This window comes from Limnohabitans sp. Hippo4 (assembly GCF_003063605.1).
GTDB lineage: Bacteria > Pseudomonadota > Gammaproteobacteria > Burkholderiales > Burkholderiaceae_C > Limnohabitans_A.
Window position 1 is genome coordinate 445,830 of the sequence record NZ_NESE01000001.1, and the last position, 16,256, is coordinate 462,085.

The following is a 16,256-nucleotide window of genomic DNA, read 5'->3' on the forward strand; positions in this document are numbered from 1 at the left end:
AAACCGCCCCTACTTCTGATTCATTCAAGCATTTTTTAGATTACCGGAGAAGAACATGGGAAGAATCATTGGCATTGACTTGGGCACCACCAACTCGTGTGTGGCCATCATGGAAGGCAACACCACCAAGGTGATTGAGAACGCCGAAGGCGCGCGCACCACGCCTTCCATCATTGCGTACCAAGAAGACGGCGAAATTTTGGTCGGCGCATCCGCCAAGCGTCAAGCCGTTACAAATCCTCGCAACACGTTGTATGCCGTGAAGCGTTTGATTGGTCGCAAGTTCTCTGAAAAAGAAGTTCAAAAAGACATCGACCTGATGCCTTACACCATTGCCAAAGCCGACAACGGCGACGCTTGGGTGGAAGTGCGTGGCAACAAATTGGCGCCCCCACAGATCAGCGCTGAAGTCTTGCGCAAAATGAAGAAAACCGCCGAAGACTACCTCGGCGAAGAAGTGACAGAAGCCGTCATCACGGTACCTGCTTACTTCAATGACGCACAACGTCAAGCCACCAAAGATGCAGGCCGCATTGCTGGTTTGGACGTCAAGCGCATCATCAACGAACCCACAGCGGCTGCTTTGGCCTTCGGTTTGGACAAGACCGAAAAAGGCGATCGCAAGATTGCCGTGTATGACTTGGGCGGCGGTACCTTTGACGTGTCCATCATTGAGATTGCCGACGTCGATGGCGAAAAACAATTCGAAGTGTTGTCCACCAACGGCGACACCTTCTTGGGTGGTGAAGACTTCGACCAACGCATCATTGATTTCATCATTGCCGAGTTCAAGAAAGAAAGCGGCGTTGATTTGTCCAAAGACGTGTTGGCCCTGCAGCGCTTGAAAGAAGCCGCTGAAAAAGCCAAGATCGAATTGTCCAGCTCTGCTGGCACCGACATCAACCTACCCTACATCACAGCCGATGCCACAGGTCCAAAACACCTGAACATCAAGCTCAGCCGCGCCAAGTTGGAAAGCCTGGTCGACGAGTTGATCGAGCGCACCATTGCACCTTGCCGCACCGCCATCAAAGATGCTGGCGTGAGTGTGTCAGACATCGACGACATCATCTTGGTGGGCGGCATGACACGCATGCCCAAAGTGCAAGACAAGGTGAAAGAATTCTTTGGCAAAGAGCCACGCAAAGACGTAAACCCTGATGAAGCCGTGGCCGTTGGCGCTGCCATTCAAGGTCAAGTTTTGTCGGGCGACCGCAAAGACGTGTTGCTGTTGGACGTCACACCTTTGTCCTTGGGCATTGAAACCCTGGGCGGCGTGATGACCAAAATGATCACCAAGAACACCACCATCCCCACCAAGTTTGCACAGACCTTCTCTACGGCCGATGACAATCAACCTGCGGTGACCATCAAGGTTTACCAAGGCGAGCGCGAGATGGCTACGGGCAACAAGTTGCTGGGTGAGTTCAACCTCGAAGGCATTCCACCTGCAGCACGCGGTACGCCTCAAATTGAAGTGTCCTTTGACATCGACGCCAATGGCATCTTGCACGTGGGCGCCAAAGACAAAGGCACTGGCAAAGAAAACAAGATCACCATCAAGGCCAACTCTGGTTTGTCTGAAGAAGAAATTCAACAGATGGTGAAAGACGCTGAGTTGAACGCTGCAGACGACAAGAAGAAACTTGAAATCGTTCAAGCCAAAAACTCAGGCGAAGCCACTGTGCACAGCGTGAAGAAGAGCCTGACCGAGTATGGCGACAAGATTGAAGGCGACGAAAAAACCAAAATCGAAGCTGCCGTGAAGGAATTGGAAGAAGCTTTGAAAGGCGAAGACAAAGACGCCATCGAAGCCAAAACCGAAGCCCTGATGACCGTCAGCCAAAAGCTGGGCGAAAAAATGTACGCCGACATGCAAGCCAAAGAAGCGGCTGCCGGTGGTGCAGCGGGCGGCCCAGGTGCCGACGCCAAACCTGCAGACGACAACGTGGTTGACGCTGAAGTCAAGGAAGTTAAAAAAGGCTAAGCCTTTCATTCAAGGGCTTTAGCCCAAGCCGCCGCGTCAGCGTATCCTGAAGGAAATCGCTTACGCGGCGTTCTTGTTCAAACAGTAGCAAAACACGATGGCCAAAAGAGACTTTTACGAAGTATTGGGTGTAGCCAAGAACGCCTCTGAAGAAGAGATCAAAAAGGCGTATCGCAAATTGGCGATGAAGTACCACCCTGACCGTCATCAGGGAGACGACGCCAAAGACGCCGAAGCCAAATTCAAAGAGGTCAAAGAGGCCTACGAGATGTTGTCTGATGCGCAAAAACGTGCGGCCTACGACCAGTACGGTCATGCCGGCGTCGACCCCAACATGCGCGGTGGCGCAGGCGGTGCGGAAGGCTTTGGTGGATTTGGCGAAGCCTTCGGTGATATTTTTGGCGACATTTTTGGTCAACAACGCGGTGGCCGCGGCGGCCGTCAAGTGTTCCGTGGCGGCGACTTGAGCTATGCCATGGAAGTGACCCTAGAGGAAGCGGCTGCTGGCAAAGACGCCCAAATTCGCATCCCCGGTTGGGAAGAGTGCGAACCTTGCGATGGCTCCGGCGCTAAGAAAGGCACTAGCGCAAAAACCTGCGGCACTTGCCAAGGTTCAGGAACCGTGCAAATGCGCCAAGGCTTTTTCAGCGTGCAGCAAACCTGCCCGCACTGCCGCGGCTCTGGGAAAATCATTTCCGATCCCTGCCCTTCTTGCAGCGGTCAAGGCAAGCTCAAAAAGCAAAAAACACTCGAAGTCAAAATCCCAGCGGGCATTGACGACGGCATGCGCATTCGCAGCACCGGCAACGGTGAACCGGGAACCAATGGCGGCCCGCCCGGCGATTTGTACATTGAAATTCGCCTCAAGAAACACGACATCTTCGAGCGCGATGGCGACGACCTGCATTGCTCTGTGCCCATCAGTTTTTCAAAAGCCGCATTGGGCGGCGAGATCGATGTGCCCACACTCAATGGCAAAGCCGCCATCGACATTCCTGAAGGCACGCAAACAGGCAAGCAATTCCGTTTGCGCGGCAAAGGCATCAAGGGCGTGCGTGCCAGCTACCCGGGTGACCTGTACTGTCACATCACGGTCGAGACACCCGTGAAACTCACCGAGCATCAGCGCAAGCTGCTCAAAGAGTTTGACGAGTCTTTGCAAAAAGGCGGTGCCAAACACATGCCCACAGGCAACAGCTGGACCGACAAACTCAAAGGCTTGTTCGGCGCCTAAGCTTGATATAAGTCAATTCCATGTTGGGCCAAGCGCCTAACATGGCCACATGACACTCAACATTCGCTTCTTAGGCGGTGCCAACACCGTCACCGGTTCCAAGTACTGCGTCGAGCACGGCGGTCGCAAGCTGTTGGTCGATTGCGGTTTGTTTCAAGGCTACAAACAATTGCGACTGCGCAATTGGGATGCGTGCCCCATTCCGCCGAAAGATGTCGATGCCGTCATCTTGACGCATGCACATTTAGATCACAGTGGCTATTTGCCCTTGTTGGCTCGCAGCGGCTTTGAAGGCAAAGTTCACAGCACCTCAGGCACACGCGACTTGTGCGCTATCTTGCTGCCCGACAGCGGCCACATCCAAGAAGAAGATGCCTACTTTGCAAACCGGCATGGCTTCTCCAAACACGCACCGGCATTACCGCTCTACACGCAGCAAGATGCCAAATATTGCATGCAGCAGTTCCATGTTGAAAAACTCAACACATGGTTCCAACCCATCCCGGGGTGGAACGCCAAGTTCAGCACAGCAGGCCACATCTTGGGTGCGTCCAGTTTGCTACTGGAAGTGGCAGGCCGTCGCATTTTGTTCTCTGGCGATTTGGGCCGACCCGACGACAGCCTCATGAACCCTCCCGACAACCCGCCGCAAGCCGACACCGTGTTGATCGAATCCACCTACGGTAACCGTGTGCACCCCGAAGAAAATGTCAACGCCGAGCTGGGCGAGGCATTGAAAAAGGTGTCAGCGCGTGGCGGTATTGCCGTCGTTCCTGTGTTTGCCGTAGGCCGTGCGCAGGCCATTTTGCACAGCATTTCGCAGCTCAAAGCGCAAGGCGTCATTCCGCATGGCTTGCCTATTTTTCTAGACAGCCCGATGGCGATTCACACCACGGCGCTGTTCAAACGGCACATGGGTGAACACCGCCTCACCGCTGACGAGGTGCAAGCCATGGACCATGTGGCCACCATGATCGAGACACCCGAGCAGTCCAAAGCCTTGATCAAGCGCCATGGCCCCATGGTGATCTTGGCAGCCAGTGGCATGGCCACAGGAGGGCGTGTCTTGCATCACTTGGCCAACTATGTCGGCAATCACCGCAACATGGTCATCCTCACAGGTTTTCAATCGCCAGGAACGCGAGGCTCCACCTTGGCCAGCGGTGCATTCACCATTCGCTTGCATGGCAAAGACTTGCCAGTCGCCGCAGAAATTGTTCAACTCACCTCTGCATCCGCGCATGCTGATGGCAATCAGTTGTTGGCTTGGCTACAACAAATGCCAAAGCCGCCAGCACAGGTTTACGTGGTTCATGGTGAACTTGAAGCCTCCGACGCGTTGCGACAACGCATCGAAAGGGAGCTCAAAATGCGTGCCGTGGTGCCCGAGCATGCTTCGATTTGGCCTGCATAGGGGATTAAGGCAATCTCAAGGCATGAGGCATTAAACTTGGCCCCATGACTTCGAAACACGCCCCCACATCAGAAACGCATGTCCCAGCTTGGCACCCAGTTTGGGTTGCTTTGCTCGGCAGCTTGTGGCTTGCCAGTGTTGGCAACTACGCACTTTGGCAGCAAGTGCACCAATTACCAGAAGTGACCGGCTTGAGGGGCCTGGCGTTTGCATTGGGCTTTGGCGTGATCATCACTTCTGCGCTCACCGCTGTTTTGAGTTTTCTGAACTGGCGTGGCTGGCTCAAACCTGTCCTCACGGTTTTCTTTTTGAGCGCGGCCAGTGGCGCTTACTTCATGGTCAGTTACGGCATTGTGATCGACAGCACCATGATCACCAATGTGGTTCAGACAGACACCAAAGAAGCCTTGGATTTGCTGAATTGGCGCATGCTGATCAGTCTCTTGGTGCTGGGCATTCTGCCGTGTTGGGTGCTTTGGAAAACACGGCTTCAAGTGCTTCGCTTGCGCCAACAAATTTGGAGCAACACCCTGACGGCCGTGGTGTCGATCGTGGTCATCGTTGCAGCCTTATTGGCCATCTTTCAAGACTTCTCCTCCATCATGCGCAACCACACACAACTGCGCTACCTGGTCAACCCCCTGAACAGTTACTACGCCATTGGCATGGTGGCGGCCAAGCCATTTCAGCGAGACAACAAAACTTTGTTGCCCATTGGCAAAGATGCCCAAATGGCCACACCAAAGCCCAATGAAAAACCACCCCTGCTGTTGCTGGTGCTGGGAGAAACAGCGCGCATGGGCAACTTTGGTGTCAATGGCTACGAGCGGCAAACGACGCCCGCATTGGCCCAAGAAAACATCATCAGCCTCAAGGGCGTGATGTCCTGCGGCACCAGCACAGCCACGTCAGTGCCCTGCATGTTTTCACACCTGGGCAAAGAAGATTTTGAAGCACGCAAAAATAATTACGAAAGTCTGATCGATGTCTTGCACCATGCGGGCCTGGCAGTTTTATGGATCGACAACCAATCGGGTTGCAAAGGTGTTTGTGAGCGAGTGCCCCAAGCGCTGACCAAAGAACTCAAGCACCCCACTTTGTGCAAAGACGGCGAATGCTTTGACGAAATCATGCTGCACCAACTAGATGAACGAATCCAAGCCTTGCCTGCTGAGCGCCGCGCCAAAGGTGTGGTGGTGGTGATGCACCAAATGGGCAGCCATGGTCCCGCCTATTACAAACGTGTGCCAGATGCATTCAAAAAGTTTCAACCCGAATGCAAAAGCAACGCCCTGCAAGAGTGCACGCGCGAGCAGGTGGTCAATTCATTTGACAATACGATTCTCTACACCGACCACTTTTTAGGGCAAGCCATTCAATGGCTCAAAAAATCAGAAGCCACTGCAGCATCTGCCATGCTGTACGTGTCTGACCACGGCGAGTCCTTGGGTGAAAACAATTTGTACCTGCATGGTCTGCCCTACCGCGTGGCGCCCGACGTCCAAAAGCGCGTGCCTTGGATCACATGGTGGTCACCACAATTTGAAAAGCAGTTGGGCTTGTCGCGCACCTGCTTACAAAACAAGGTGCAAATGCCGCTGACACATGACAATTACTTCCACTCAGTTTTGGGACTGGTCAATGTCAGCACCGAGGTTTACCAGGCTAAGTTGGATGTGCACGCGGACTGCCGCAGCAGATCATAAGAATCGGTCAAGCAGTTTGCGAGAAAACCGGTCCATCTGGGCCAAGTCTCGAATTAAAAACTGTACGCCATGACCATCGGTGACAAGCAATACGCTGGCTGACAGTCGGCGAATGTCTTCCTCACCCTTCAACAACAAAGTGGTGGGGCCGCGATCAGTTTCAATGTCCCACGTGCTGGGTGTCACAAAACTGCTCACACCATGCAATTTCAAAATTCGCGGCATGAACTCGCGTTGCGTCATGGCCATCAACACCTTGGCACGCACACCTTCTGACAATTGATTCAGGTGCGGTATCCACAGCAATTCTTTGCCATCCACATCCACCAAAGCAACCCCCTCTTCAGGTGCCGCCACAGGGAAAGAACGCACCGCCATCACATGGTCGTGCTTTACGCCTTCGGCGCTGACATAGAACCAACGACCTGAAGGGCCTTGGTCAAATTGAATGTTCTTCAGCATGTCGCTCATGGTGTAACCGTCTCTCTCAACACAGCGCCTTCCGATTCGGCCTGTCGTTGCTGGGCTTCGTACAAGCGCCAGTAAGCGCCTTTGCTTTCGATCAGCACATCGTGTGTGCCTTCTTCCACAATGAGTCCTTTGTCCATGACCACCAAGCGATCTGCTTTTCGCAAGGTGGACAAACGGTGGGCGATGGCAATGGTGGTGCGACCGCGAACCAAATTGTCCAGCGCATTTTGAATTTCTTTTTCGGTCTCAGTGTCCACGGCCGAAGTGGCTTCGTCCAAAATCAAAATACGCGGATTGATCAGCAAAGCTCGGGCAATCGAAATGCGTTGACGCTCACCGCCCGATAAACCTTGGCCTCGCTCACCCACCAAGGAGTCGTAACCCTGCGGCATGCGCAAGATAAATTCATGGGCATGCGCTGCCCGCGCCGCAGCCACGATGTCCTCACGTGTGGCGTCGGGCAGACCATAAGCAATGTTGTCGGCTATGGTGCCAAAGAACAAGAAAGGCTCTTGCAACACCAAGCCAATGTGCCTGCGGTAATCGGCCACTTTCAGCTGCTTGATGTCCACACCATCGAGGGCGATGCTGCCCTCAGACAAATCGTAAAAGCGGCACATCAAATTGACCAAGGTGCTTTTGCCGGAACCACTGTGCCCCACCAAGCCAATCATTTCGCCAGGTTGAATGTCTAAATTCAATTGTTTGATCACAGCACGATTGCCATAGCGGAAGCTCGCATCCGTGAGGGTGATGCGCCCTTCGACTTTGGGCAAGGCAACTGGATTGACAGGCTCTGGCACACTGGACACGTGATCCAAAATTTCAAAAATGCGTTTGGCACCTGATGCGGCTTTTTGCGTGGTCGACACAATCCGACTCATGGAATCCAAGCGGGTGTAAAAGCGCCCGATGTAAGCCAAAAATGCTGTGAGCACACCCACCGTGATCTGGTCTTTGGACACCAACCAAATGCCAAAGCCCCAGACCACCAGCAAACCAATTTCGGTCATCAGCGTGACCGTGGGAGAGAACACCGACCACACGCGGTTCAGACGATCGTTGACTGCCAAGTTGTGTTTGTTGGCGTCGATGAAACGCTGAGCTTCGCGGTCCTCTTGTGCAAAGGCTTTGACCACGCGAATGCCAGGAATGGTGTCAGCCAATACGTTGGTGACTTCAGACCACACGCGGTCGATTTTCTCAAAGCCGGTGCGAAGTTTTTCGCGCACCACATGAATCAGCCAACCAATGAAGGGTAAGGGCAGCAAAGTTACCAGCGCCAAGGTGGGGTTGATGGAAAACAAGATGATGGCCGTCATCATGATCATCAACACATCGGTGGCAAAGTCCAACAAGTGCAATGACAAAAACACATTGATCCGGTCGGTTTCGCTGCCGATGCGGGCAATCAAATCGCCCGTGCGACGACCGCCAAAATATTCAAGGGACAGCTTCAACAAATGCTGGTAGGTGGTCGTGCGCAAATCCGCGCCAATGCGCTCAGACACGAGCGCCAAAATGTAGGTTTTGATCCAACCCAAACCCCACGCAACCAAGGCTGAGCCCATCAAGCCCAACAAGTACCAAGACACCGTCACAGGATCGATGGGCTTGCCGTTTTGATACGGAATGAGCACATCGTCCATCAAGGGCATGGTGAGGTAAGGAGGCACCAAGGTGGCGGCTGTCGACGCCAAGGTCAGCACAAAGCCCATCAGCAGCTGCCACTGATAAGGTCGGGCAAATCGCCAAAGTTTGAAAAGCGTCCAAGTGGATGGCGGTGCCTGCTCTTTTTCAAGGCACACCGGACATTCTTCATCGGCCTCGTCCACCACGTTCTGGCATATGGGACACAAAACATGGCGCATGGCACCAACGCCAGGTTCAAGATGGCCCGTATCGTCTGTACCTTGAAGCAACTTGCCTAAAAAACTGGCACTTTGGACACTTTGTTGTTGATTTTCAAAGCGCAACTTCCAACGCAGCACGGCAGCCTCAAGGCCGAGCGTGAAGCGCCAAGCAGCCAAACGACGGGCGCCTTGCTGCAGAGCCAAGGTGCCAACCCCAGCGTGGTCCATCACCCGCAAGCTCAAATCGGGACTCAGCGGGTAGAAATTCCAACTTTTTTGGGCATCGTCAGTCGAGATGACCCTTTGATCGGTCAAAATAACTAGGTTTTTTTTGAACCTTAATTCATCATTCAGGTCAACCTCTAGCCAGGCTAGGACGTTTTCACCAAGGTGAACTTGAGACAACACGCCCTCCTGCCAGAAAAAAGGCAATCCCAGCAAATCAGCGGGAGGATGGGTTTTGGAGTTCATAAGAGTTCAAACAGCAAGAGTCAACATGTGTTGGCAGCAAACAAAAACAGCAAAAGAAGCGGCCAGGACACAGCCCATGCACCTTGTTTATCAGACGATCACTGCCAGTGTTGCAACTGGCCGGTCATTGTATCCCCGGACACGAATCGCTCCGTGCCTTCGCTCAGAATCGTCAGGCCCACGGAAATGAGTTCTAAAGAAATCAAATTTTTACGGATGACCCATCTCAAGGGTCCCAACATTTGGACTTACCGCCCCGTCATTGAAGCATGGATTGACATTGGCGACCTTGAAGATTGCCCTTCCAACACACTGCCTGGCTTCAACCAGCGACTTCAAGAGATGTTGCCTGGCCTGGTTGAGCACCGTTGCAGCGTTGGCGAAAGAGGTGGATTCCTTCAACGCTTGGCCGAAGGCACATGGCCCGGTCACATCATGGAACACGTGGCCCTTGAGCTGCAAAACCGTGCGGGTATGCAAACCGGTTTTGGTAAAGCCCGTGAGGCGGGTCCTCGCGGGATCTACAAAGTGGTCATTCGCACGCGCAACGAAACCGTCAGCCGTGCAGCCCTCCAAGCGGCCCGCGACCTGGTCATGGCCGCCATCGAAAATCGCCCCTTCCCTGTCAAACAAGTCATCGCCGACCTCACCCAAATGGTCGATCGCTTGTGCATTGGCCCCAGCACCGCCTGCATTGTGGATGCAGCCGCCGAACGCAACATTCCAGCCATTCGCCTGAACGATGGCAACCTCGTTCAATTGGGCTACGGCGCCAACCAAAGACGCATTTGGACGGCCGAAACCGACCAGACCAGCGCCATTGCCGAGGGCGTCTCCAAAGACAAAGACCTCACCAAAAGCCTGTTGGCCAATTGCGGCGTGCCCGTCCCCGAAGGCCGAAATGTGTCCTCCCCCGCTGAGGCATGGGAAGCCGCCCAAGACATTGGCTTGCCCGTTTGCGTCAAACCCGTTGACGGCAATCATGCCCGCGGCGTTTCACTCGAGCTGCGGACACAAGCTGAAGTTGAAGCCGCCTATCACTTGGCCGAAGCCGAAGGCAGTGACGTGCTGGTCGAGCGACACATCTTGGGCGACGAGCATCGTTTGCTGGTCGTCGGCGGCAAGGTGGTTGCAGCCAACAAAGGCGAAGTTGCCAGTGTGGTGGGCGATGGTGTTCACACCGTCGAGCAACTCATCGAAATCCAAATCAACTCCGACCCACGTCGCGGTGAAGAAGAAGATTTCCCCCTCGACACCATTCGACTCAAAGACCACACCACCGCGGTGTTGGAACTCCAACGCCAAGGTCTGACCGGCGACAGCGTGCCCGAAATGGGACGCAATGTGTTGGTCATGCGCACCGGCAACATGGCGATGGACGTCACCGACTTGGTTCACCCGGATGTGGCTGAATTGGCTGCATTGGCTGCGCGAATCGTGGGACTTGACATTGCAGGCGTCGACTTGGTGGCCCAAGACATTTCCAAACCGATGAAAGCGCAAGGCGCCGCCATTGTGGAAGTCAACGCTGGCCCGGGCTTGTTAATGCACTTAAAACCTGCATCAGGTTCTGCTCGACCCGTGGGTCAGGCCATCGCCGCACATCTGTTTGCCGCCGACTCCGAGCCGCGCATTCCGGTGGTGGGCGTCATAGGCCAAGACAACACCACAGGCACCAGTCACCTCATTGCTTGGCTCTTGCACTTGCAAGGCATGCAAACCGGCTTGGCTTCTGCCAAAGGACTTTTCTTGGGTCAACGCAACCTGCAAAGCCAAAGCGGCATGGCCTGGGACTCAGCGCAGCGCCTGCTGATCAATCGCTCCGTGCAAGCTGCCGTCTTCGAGACTTCAGCCCGTCATCTCTTGTCAGAAGGCCTGCCCTACGACCGGTGCCAAGTGGGTGTCATTACCTCCATGCCCAAAGCCGAAGGCCTGCAAGATTTGTACATCCAAAGCGATGAACAAATGCCCAACGTGGTTCGCACACAAATGGACGTTGTCCTGCCCCATGGCATGGCCGTCTTGAATGCGGACGATCGCGAAGTGGCCAACTTGGCTGAATATTGCGACGGCGAAATCACCTACTTTGCCAGCAGTGAAGACAATCCGCTCATCGTCCAACATCGCAGCGAAAACGGCCGCGTGGTGTTTTGGCGCAAGAACCATTTGGTTCTGGCGCAAGGCGATCAGGAAATCGAAGCGCTCAACCGCCAGCTGCCGGCCATCGACAAATTGTTCAAGAACCAGCACCTTCAGTGTATTGAAGTCTTAGCGGCATCTGCTGCGGCTTGGGCCCTTGGCATCAATACGGACTTGATCCGCGCTGGCATCAAGAGTTTCGGTCAAAGCCCCGGCGCTCACTGACCCAGGTTGGTCAGCCCCACCCCTACAAGACGACGCGCCTCAACCAGGATATTTGTTTCATGGAAGTTTCAAGAATTCGAGCTTTGCGGGGACCCAATTTATGGAGTCGTCAAACCAGCATTGAAGCCATCGTTCGCTGTGCCCCAGAAGAACGTGAAATGTTGCCTGGCAACGATTTCGAAAAAAAATTACGTCGCATTTTTCCAGCGGTTGGGCCCCTCGAAGGTACCCGCCCAGGGCATCCCGCCAGCATGGCCCATGCCCTTGAAAAAATCACCCTCAGCTTGCAAAACCAAGCAGGTTGCCCCGTCACTTTCAGCCGAACCACGGCCACCGAAGAAGATGGCGTCTTCCAAGTGGTGGTCCAGTACACCGAAGAAGCGGTAGGCCGACTGGCCCTCGACTGGGCCGAAAAACTGTGCCAAGCCGTGGAGTCGCAATCTGCTTTTGACCTGAACCAAGCGCTCGCTGAACTGCGTGATTTAGACGAAGACGTTCGATTAGGCCCCTCAACAGGCTCCATCGTTGACGCCGCAGTGCTCAAGGGCATTCCCTATCGCCGCCTCACTGAAGGCAGTATGGTGCAATTTGGTTGGGGCTCCAAGCAGCGCCGTATCCAAGCCGCTGAAACCGACACCACCAGCGCCATTGCAGAATCAATTGCCCAAGACAAAGACCTGACCAAGTCATTGTTGTTGGCCGCTGGCGTGCCAGTTCCCATCGGTCGTCCTGCCAAAGATTTAGAAGACGCCTGGTCCATTGCACAAAGCATCGGCTTGCCCGTGGTGGTCAAACCCCAAGATGGCAACCAGGGCAAAGGCGTCACAGTCAACATCACTGAGCGCGAGCTCTTCGATCAAGCCTACGAAACAGCTGCACGTTACGGTGAAGTTTTGGTTGAAAAATTTCTGCCAGGCAGCGACTATCGTTTGCTGGTGGTTGGCAACAAACTGGTGGCTGCCGCTCGCCGTGAACCGCCTCTGGTTGTGGGCGATGGTGTTCTTACAGTGCGCGAGTTGGTTGACAAAGTCAATGCAGATCCACGCCGCGGTGATGGCCACTCCACGTCGCTCACCAAAATCAAATTTGACGACATCGCCATTGGCCGTTTGAAGTTGCAAGACCTCGAACCCAACTCCGTTCCCGAAAAAGGTCGACGCGTCATCCTTCGCAACAACGCTAATTTGTCTACAGGTGGCACTGCCACCGACGTGACCGATGATGTGCATGCAGAAGTTGCAGCTCGCGTGGTAGCCGCTGCGCAAATGGTGGGTGTGGACATTTGCGGTGTCGATGTGGTCTGCGAATCTGTCTTGAAACCTCTTGAAGAGCAAAACGGCGGCATCGTTGAAGTCAACGCAGCACCTGGTTTGCGCATGCACATCAGCCCATCTTTTGGCAAAGGCCGCAATGTGGGCAAGGCGGTCATTGACCACATGTTCCCCAATGGCGACAACGGCCGTATTCCGGTCATAGCCGTCACTGGCACCAACGGCAAAACCACCACAGTTCGCCTCACCGCTCATCTGCTCAAGGCCCATCAATGGCGCGTGGGCATGACCAACACCGATGGTGTCTACGTCAACGGTCGTCAAATTGACGATGGCGATTGCAGCGGCCCTCGCAGTGCCCGAAATGTCTTGATGCACCCCGATGTGGATGCTGCTGTATTTGAAACAGCCCGGGGCGGCTTGTTGCGTGAAGGACTTGCCTTTGACCGTTGCCAAGTGGCCATCGTCACCAACATGGGTTCTGGCGATCACTTGGGGTTGAATTACATCACCACCCTCGAAGACCTGTCGGTGTTGAAGCGCGTCATTGTGCTCAACGTAGCCCCCGATGGCATGGCCGTGCTGAACGCCGCCGACCCCCATGTCGCCATGATGGCCAATATGTGCCCTGGCAATGTCACATTCTTTGCACTCGACCCACACAACGCAGTCATCGCAACGCATCGTGCCCAGGGTAAGCGAGTGGTCTACACAGAAAACGGTCACATTGTTGCCCAACAAGGCAAGAAGTCTTTCCGCATTCCCTTGGCAGAGGTACCACTCACGCGCCAAGGTCAAATTGGCTTTCAAACTGAAAATGTCATGGCCGCTGTTGCAGCAGCTTGGGCTGTGGATGTGCCTTGGGAAACCATTGCATTGGGCTTGTCAACGTTCATCAGCGACATTCAAGGCGTCCCTGGCCGTTTCAATGTGTTTGATTACAAGGGTGCCACCTTGATTGCCGACTATGGTCACAACCCCGATGCCATTCAGGCCTTGGTTCAGGCTGTCGATAACATGCCTGCCAACAAGCGTGTGGTGGTCATCAGTGGTGCCGGTGATCGTCGCGATCAAGACATCCGCGACCAAACTCAAATCTTGGGCACAGCGTTTGATGAAGTCATTTTGTACCAAGATGCCTGCCAACGTGGGCGCAGCGACGGTGAAGTGATTCAACTTTTGCGCGAAGGCTTGAATGGCGCCACGCGTACCACGCACGTCCAAGACATTCAAGGTGAATTCAACGCCATCGACACAGCGTTAGCCCGTTTGTCTGCTGGCGATTTGTGCCTCATCCTCATTGACCAAGTAGAAGCTGCCCTCGCCTACATCCAAGGCAAGGTCAACGAAAGTCAAGAAGCTGCCGCCTAAGCCAGCAGCATCACAGCAGTGCAGGTGGCTACAAAGGTGAAAGACCACCGGAGCCATCTTTGCCAACTGGGTGATTGCTTTTCCACAAGTTGATGCAAGCACGTTCCCAAAAGCAAAGACAATGCAAATGAAGTGAGCATGCCCAGGGCATTGGCCGGCACACTTTCAGACCAGTGGGTAAACACCACGGCGCTGACCACCAAGCTCACGCCAAAGTGAATGAGAAATACTGCGTAAGACGCATTCGATAAAGCTTGAATCCATCCTGCTTTGATGCGCGGCAGCGGCCGGCAATCGGCGGCCTCATAAAGCGCCAGCAAGATGGCAACTGCCACTGCGACAGCCAGTCTAATTCTGGGTTCATAGACCCACGCCACGCCACCCAGCAACAAAATCAACAAAGCCAAAATGCGGTGATTGATTTTGAACCCAGACAAACGCCAGCTGCCCACGCACAAACCCATTCCGTAAGCGAAAAAGAAATACGTGCCCCACACCTCGCCCAAGGGGTTCAAATTCCAAACAAACAAAGAGCCCAAGGTCAAAACCATCCACATGCCAAGCGCTTTGCGAATGACCGAGCCCTGCTGAGTCAAGGTTTGCCAACGATGTGCCAATGCGGCACAAAGCAAAGCCATCACGAACAACTGAAAGTCGATGGCCACATACCAAACTCCTGCAGAAAAGGCTTCGACATACATCACATCTTGCAACAGGAAAATATGCGCCATCATCTTCAAGGGGGTTGGCGCATCTGACAAGGAGGGATGGTCAAAATAAGGGCGCACCAAGGCTGTCACTGCTACCGTGAAACTCAATGCTGCCAACAAGGGAATGACCAAGCGCTGATAGCGCATGCCTATGCGGGAAATGAGATCAAACTCTGCTTGGCTCAATGCACGAATCCAGGACTTTGCGTTCAAATAGCCGCCCATCACCAAGAACACTTGAACCGCCAACAAACCGTGGTCAAACAGCAACCCGATGAAGTCAGGGGCTGATTCATAGACCACATCGGACATCGGCCCATAAAGAGCCAGGTGGTGCCACACGATTAACACGCACGCAAAGGCCTTGAAGAGGTCAATGACCTCCGAACGCTGAGACTTCACGAAAACCTTGCTGAAATTCAGAGTGACAAGCGTGCACGCGCAGCGGCGTACTCTTGCTTTAACTTGGCCACGCGTTCAGCCGTGCTGACAACGGCATTGATGGCACCAATGCCTTGGCCACAACCCCAAATGTCTTTCCAAGCCTTCTTGGCATCCCCACCAAAGTTCATGGCGGAAGAATCTGACACAGGCAAATTGGCAGGGTCCAAGCCAGCTGCTTTGATGGATGGCGCTAAGTAGTTACCATGCACACCCGTAAACAGGTTGCTGTAAACAATGTCATCTGAGTTGCAATCGACAATGGCTTGTTTGTAGCCTTCTGCAGCACGTGCTTCGTGCGTTGCAATGAACGCAGAGCCAATGTACGCAAAGTCAGCACCCATGGCTTGCGCCGACAAAACAGCATCTCCCGTTGCAATGGAGCCCGACAATGCAACAGGGCCGTCAAACCATTGGCGAATCTCCTGTATCAAGGCAAATGGGCTTTTCTCACCAGCGTGGCCACCCGCACCGGCCGCAACAGCGATCAAACCATCGGCGCCTTTTTCAATGGCTTTGTGCGCAAACTTGTTGTTGATGATGTCGTGCAATACCACGCCACCATAACTGTGTGCAGCTTGGTTGATGTCTTCGCGCGCACCCAATGAGGTGATGATGATTGGCACTTTGTATTTCACACACAAAGCCATGTCGTGTTCCAAGCGGTCGTTGCTCTTGTGAACAATTTGATTGATGGCAAAGGGTGCTGCAGGCTGATCGGGGTTGGCTTTGTTATAAGCGGCCAGCGTTTCGGTGATTTCAATCAACCACTCTTCCAATTGCGCTGCAGGCCTTGCATTCAAAGCCGGCATTGAGCCCACCACACCCGCCTTGCACTGCTCAATGACCAGCTTGGGGTTGCTGATGATGAACAAAGGTGACGCAATCACCGGAAAAGGGAGATTGGCCAATACAGCGGGTAATTTAGACATGAAGTCTCCAGTCGATGAATGTTTCGATGAA

At 54.0% G+C, this 16,256-nt stretch carries 10 protein-coding genes; 6 read left to right on the forward strand and 4 right to left on the reverse strand.

Annotation, left to right across the window (positions count from 1 at the left end; all coding sequences use genetic code 11):
* Window positions 1-55: 55 nt before the first annotated feature.
* The 4 genes from dnaK to B9Z46_RS02080 all read left to right on the forward strand — a co-directional run bounded on the left by dnaK (window position 56) and on the right by B9Z46_RS02080 (window position 6,341).
* On the forward strand, window positions 56-1,987 hold the full coding sequence (gene dnaK, locus B9Z46_RS02065; RefSeq protein ID WP_055360419.1) for a molecular chaperone DnaK: 1,932 nt from the start codon (window positions 56-58) through the stop codon (window positions 1,985-1,987).
* A gap of 97 nt (window positions 1,988-2,084) precedes the next feature.
* Window positions 2,085-3,221, forward strand: coding sequence for a molecular chaperone DnaJ (dnaJ, locus tag B9Z46_RS02070; protein WP_108254357.1), 1,137 nt, complete (start codon window positions 2,085-2,087; stop codon window positions 3,219-3,221).
* A 49-nt stretch (window positions 3,222-3,270) separates the two neighbouring features.
* A complete protein-coding gene (locus B9Z46_RS02075) occupies window positions 3,271-4,635 on the forward strand; it encodes an MBL fold metallo-hydrolase (RefSeq protein WP_108254358.1) in 1,365 nt (454 codons plus the stop codon).
* A 44-nt stretch (window positions 4,636-4,679) separates the two neighbouring features.
* Window positions 4,680-6,341, forward strand: coding sequence for a phosphoethanolamine transferase (locus tag B9Z46_RS02080; protein WP_108254359.1), 1,662 nt, complete (start codon window positions 4,680-4,682; stop codon window positions 6,339-6,341).
* On the opposite strand, the gene B9Z46_RS02085 is transcribed toward B9Z46_RS02080, so the two are convergent.
* On the reverse strand, window positions 6,336-6,812 hold the full coding sequence (locus tag B9Z46_RS02085; RefSeq protein ID WP_335337945.1) for a DUF1854 domain-containing protein: 477 nt from the start codon (window positions 6,810-6,812) through the stop codon (window positions 6,336-6,338). The genes B9Z46_RS02080 and B9Z46_RS02085 overlap by 6 nt on opposite strands.
* Window positions 6,809-9,136, reverse strand: a complete 2,328-nt coding sequence (locus B9Z46_RS02090; protein WP_108254360.1) for an ABC transporter ATP-binding protein — start codon at window positions 9,134-9,136, stop codon at window positions 6,809-6,811. Before B9Z46_RS02090 ends, B9Z46_RS02085 begins: the two co-directional genes overlap by 4 nt.
* Before the next feature lie 186 nt (window positions 9,137-9,322).
* On the opposite strand from B9Z46_RS02090, the gene cphA (B9Z46_RS02095) reads away from it, so the two are divergent.
* Window positions 9,323-11,500 (forward strand): cyanophycin synthetase, encoded by a 2,178-nt coding sequence (gene cphA / locus B9Z46_RS02095; RefSeq protein WP_108254361.1) that lies wholly within the window; start codon window positions 9,323-9,325, stop codon window positions 11,498-11,500.
* Between the two features lie 59 nt (window positions 11,501-11,559).
* Window positions 11,560-14,142 (forward strand): cyanophycin synthetase, encoded by a 2,583-nt coding sequence (gene cphA / locus B9Z46_RS02100; protein WP_108254362.1) that lies wholly within the window; start codon window positions 11,560-11,562, stop codon window positions 14,140-14,142.
* On the opposite strand, the gene B9Z46_RS02105 is transcribed toward cphA (B9Z46_RS02100), so the two are convergent.
* Complete coding sequence (locus B9Z46_RS02105) at window positions 14,139-15,254, reverse strand: acyltransferase (protein ID WP_158268385.1); 1,116 nt, start codon at window positions 15,252-15,254, stop codon at window positions 14,139-14,141. The two genes, cphA (B9Z46_RS02100) and B9Z46_RS02105, sit on opposite strands and share 4 nt — an antisense overlap.
* 17 nt (window positions 15,255-15,271) lie before the next feature.
* On the reverse strand, window positions 15,272-16,225 hold the full coding sequence (locus B9Z46_RS02110) for a nitronate monooxygenase family protein (protein WP_108254364.1): 954 nt from the start codon (window positions 16,223-16,225) through the stop codon (window positions 15,272-15,274).
* Window positions 16,226-16,256: the final 31 nt, after the last annotated feature.

Bases quoted from the DNA above. Each gene is read 5' to 3' on its own strand.
- dnaK (WP_055360419.1), top strand. From the start codon at position 56: ATGGGAAGAATCATTGGCATTGACTTGGGCACCACCAACTCGTGTGTG.
- dnaJ (WP_108254357.1), top strand. From the start codon at position 2,085: ATGGCCAAAAGAGACTTTTACGAAGTATTGGGTGTAGCCAAGAACGCC.
- B9Z46_RS02075 (WP_108254358.1), top strand. From the start codon at position 3,271: ATGACACTCAACATTCGCTTCTTAGGCGGTGCCAACACCGTCACCGGT.
- B9Z46_RS02080 (WP_108254359.1), top strand. From the start codon at position 4,680: ATGACTTCGAAACACGCCCCCACATCAGAAACGCATGTCCCAGCTTGG.
- B9Z46_RS02085 (WP_335337945.1), bottom strand. From the start codon at position 6,812: ATGAGCGACATGCTGAAGAACATTCAATTTGACCAAGGCCCTTCAGGT.
- B9Z46_RS02090 (WP_108254360.1), bottom strand. From the start codon at position 9,136: ATGAACTCCAAAACCCATCCTCCCGCTGATTTGCTGGGATTGCCTTTT.
- cphA (WP_108254361.1), top strand. From the start codon at position 9,323: ATGAGTTCTAAAGAAATCAAATTTTTACGGATGACCCATCTCAAGGGT.
- cphA (WP_108254362.1), top strand. From the start codon at position 11,560: ATGGAAGTTTCAAGAATTCGAGCTTTGCGGGGACCCAATTTATGGAGT.
- B9Z46_RS02110 (WP_108254364.1), bottom strand. From the start codon at position 16,225: ATGTCTAAATTACCCGCTGTATTGGCCAATCTCCCTTTTCCGGTGATT.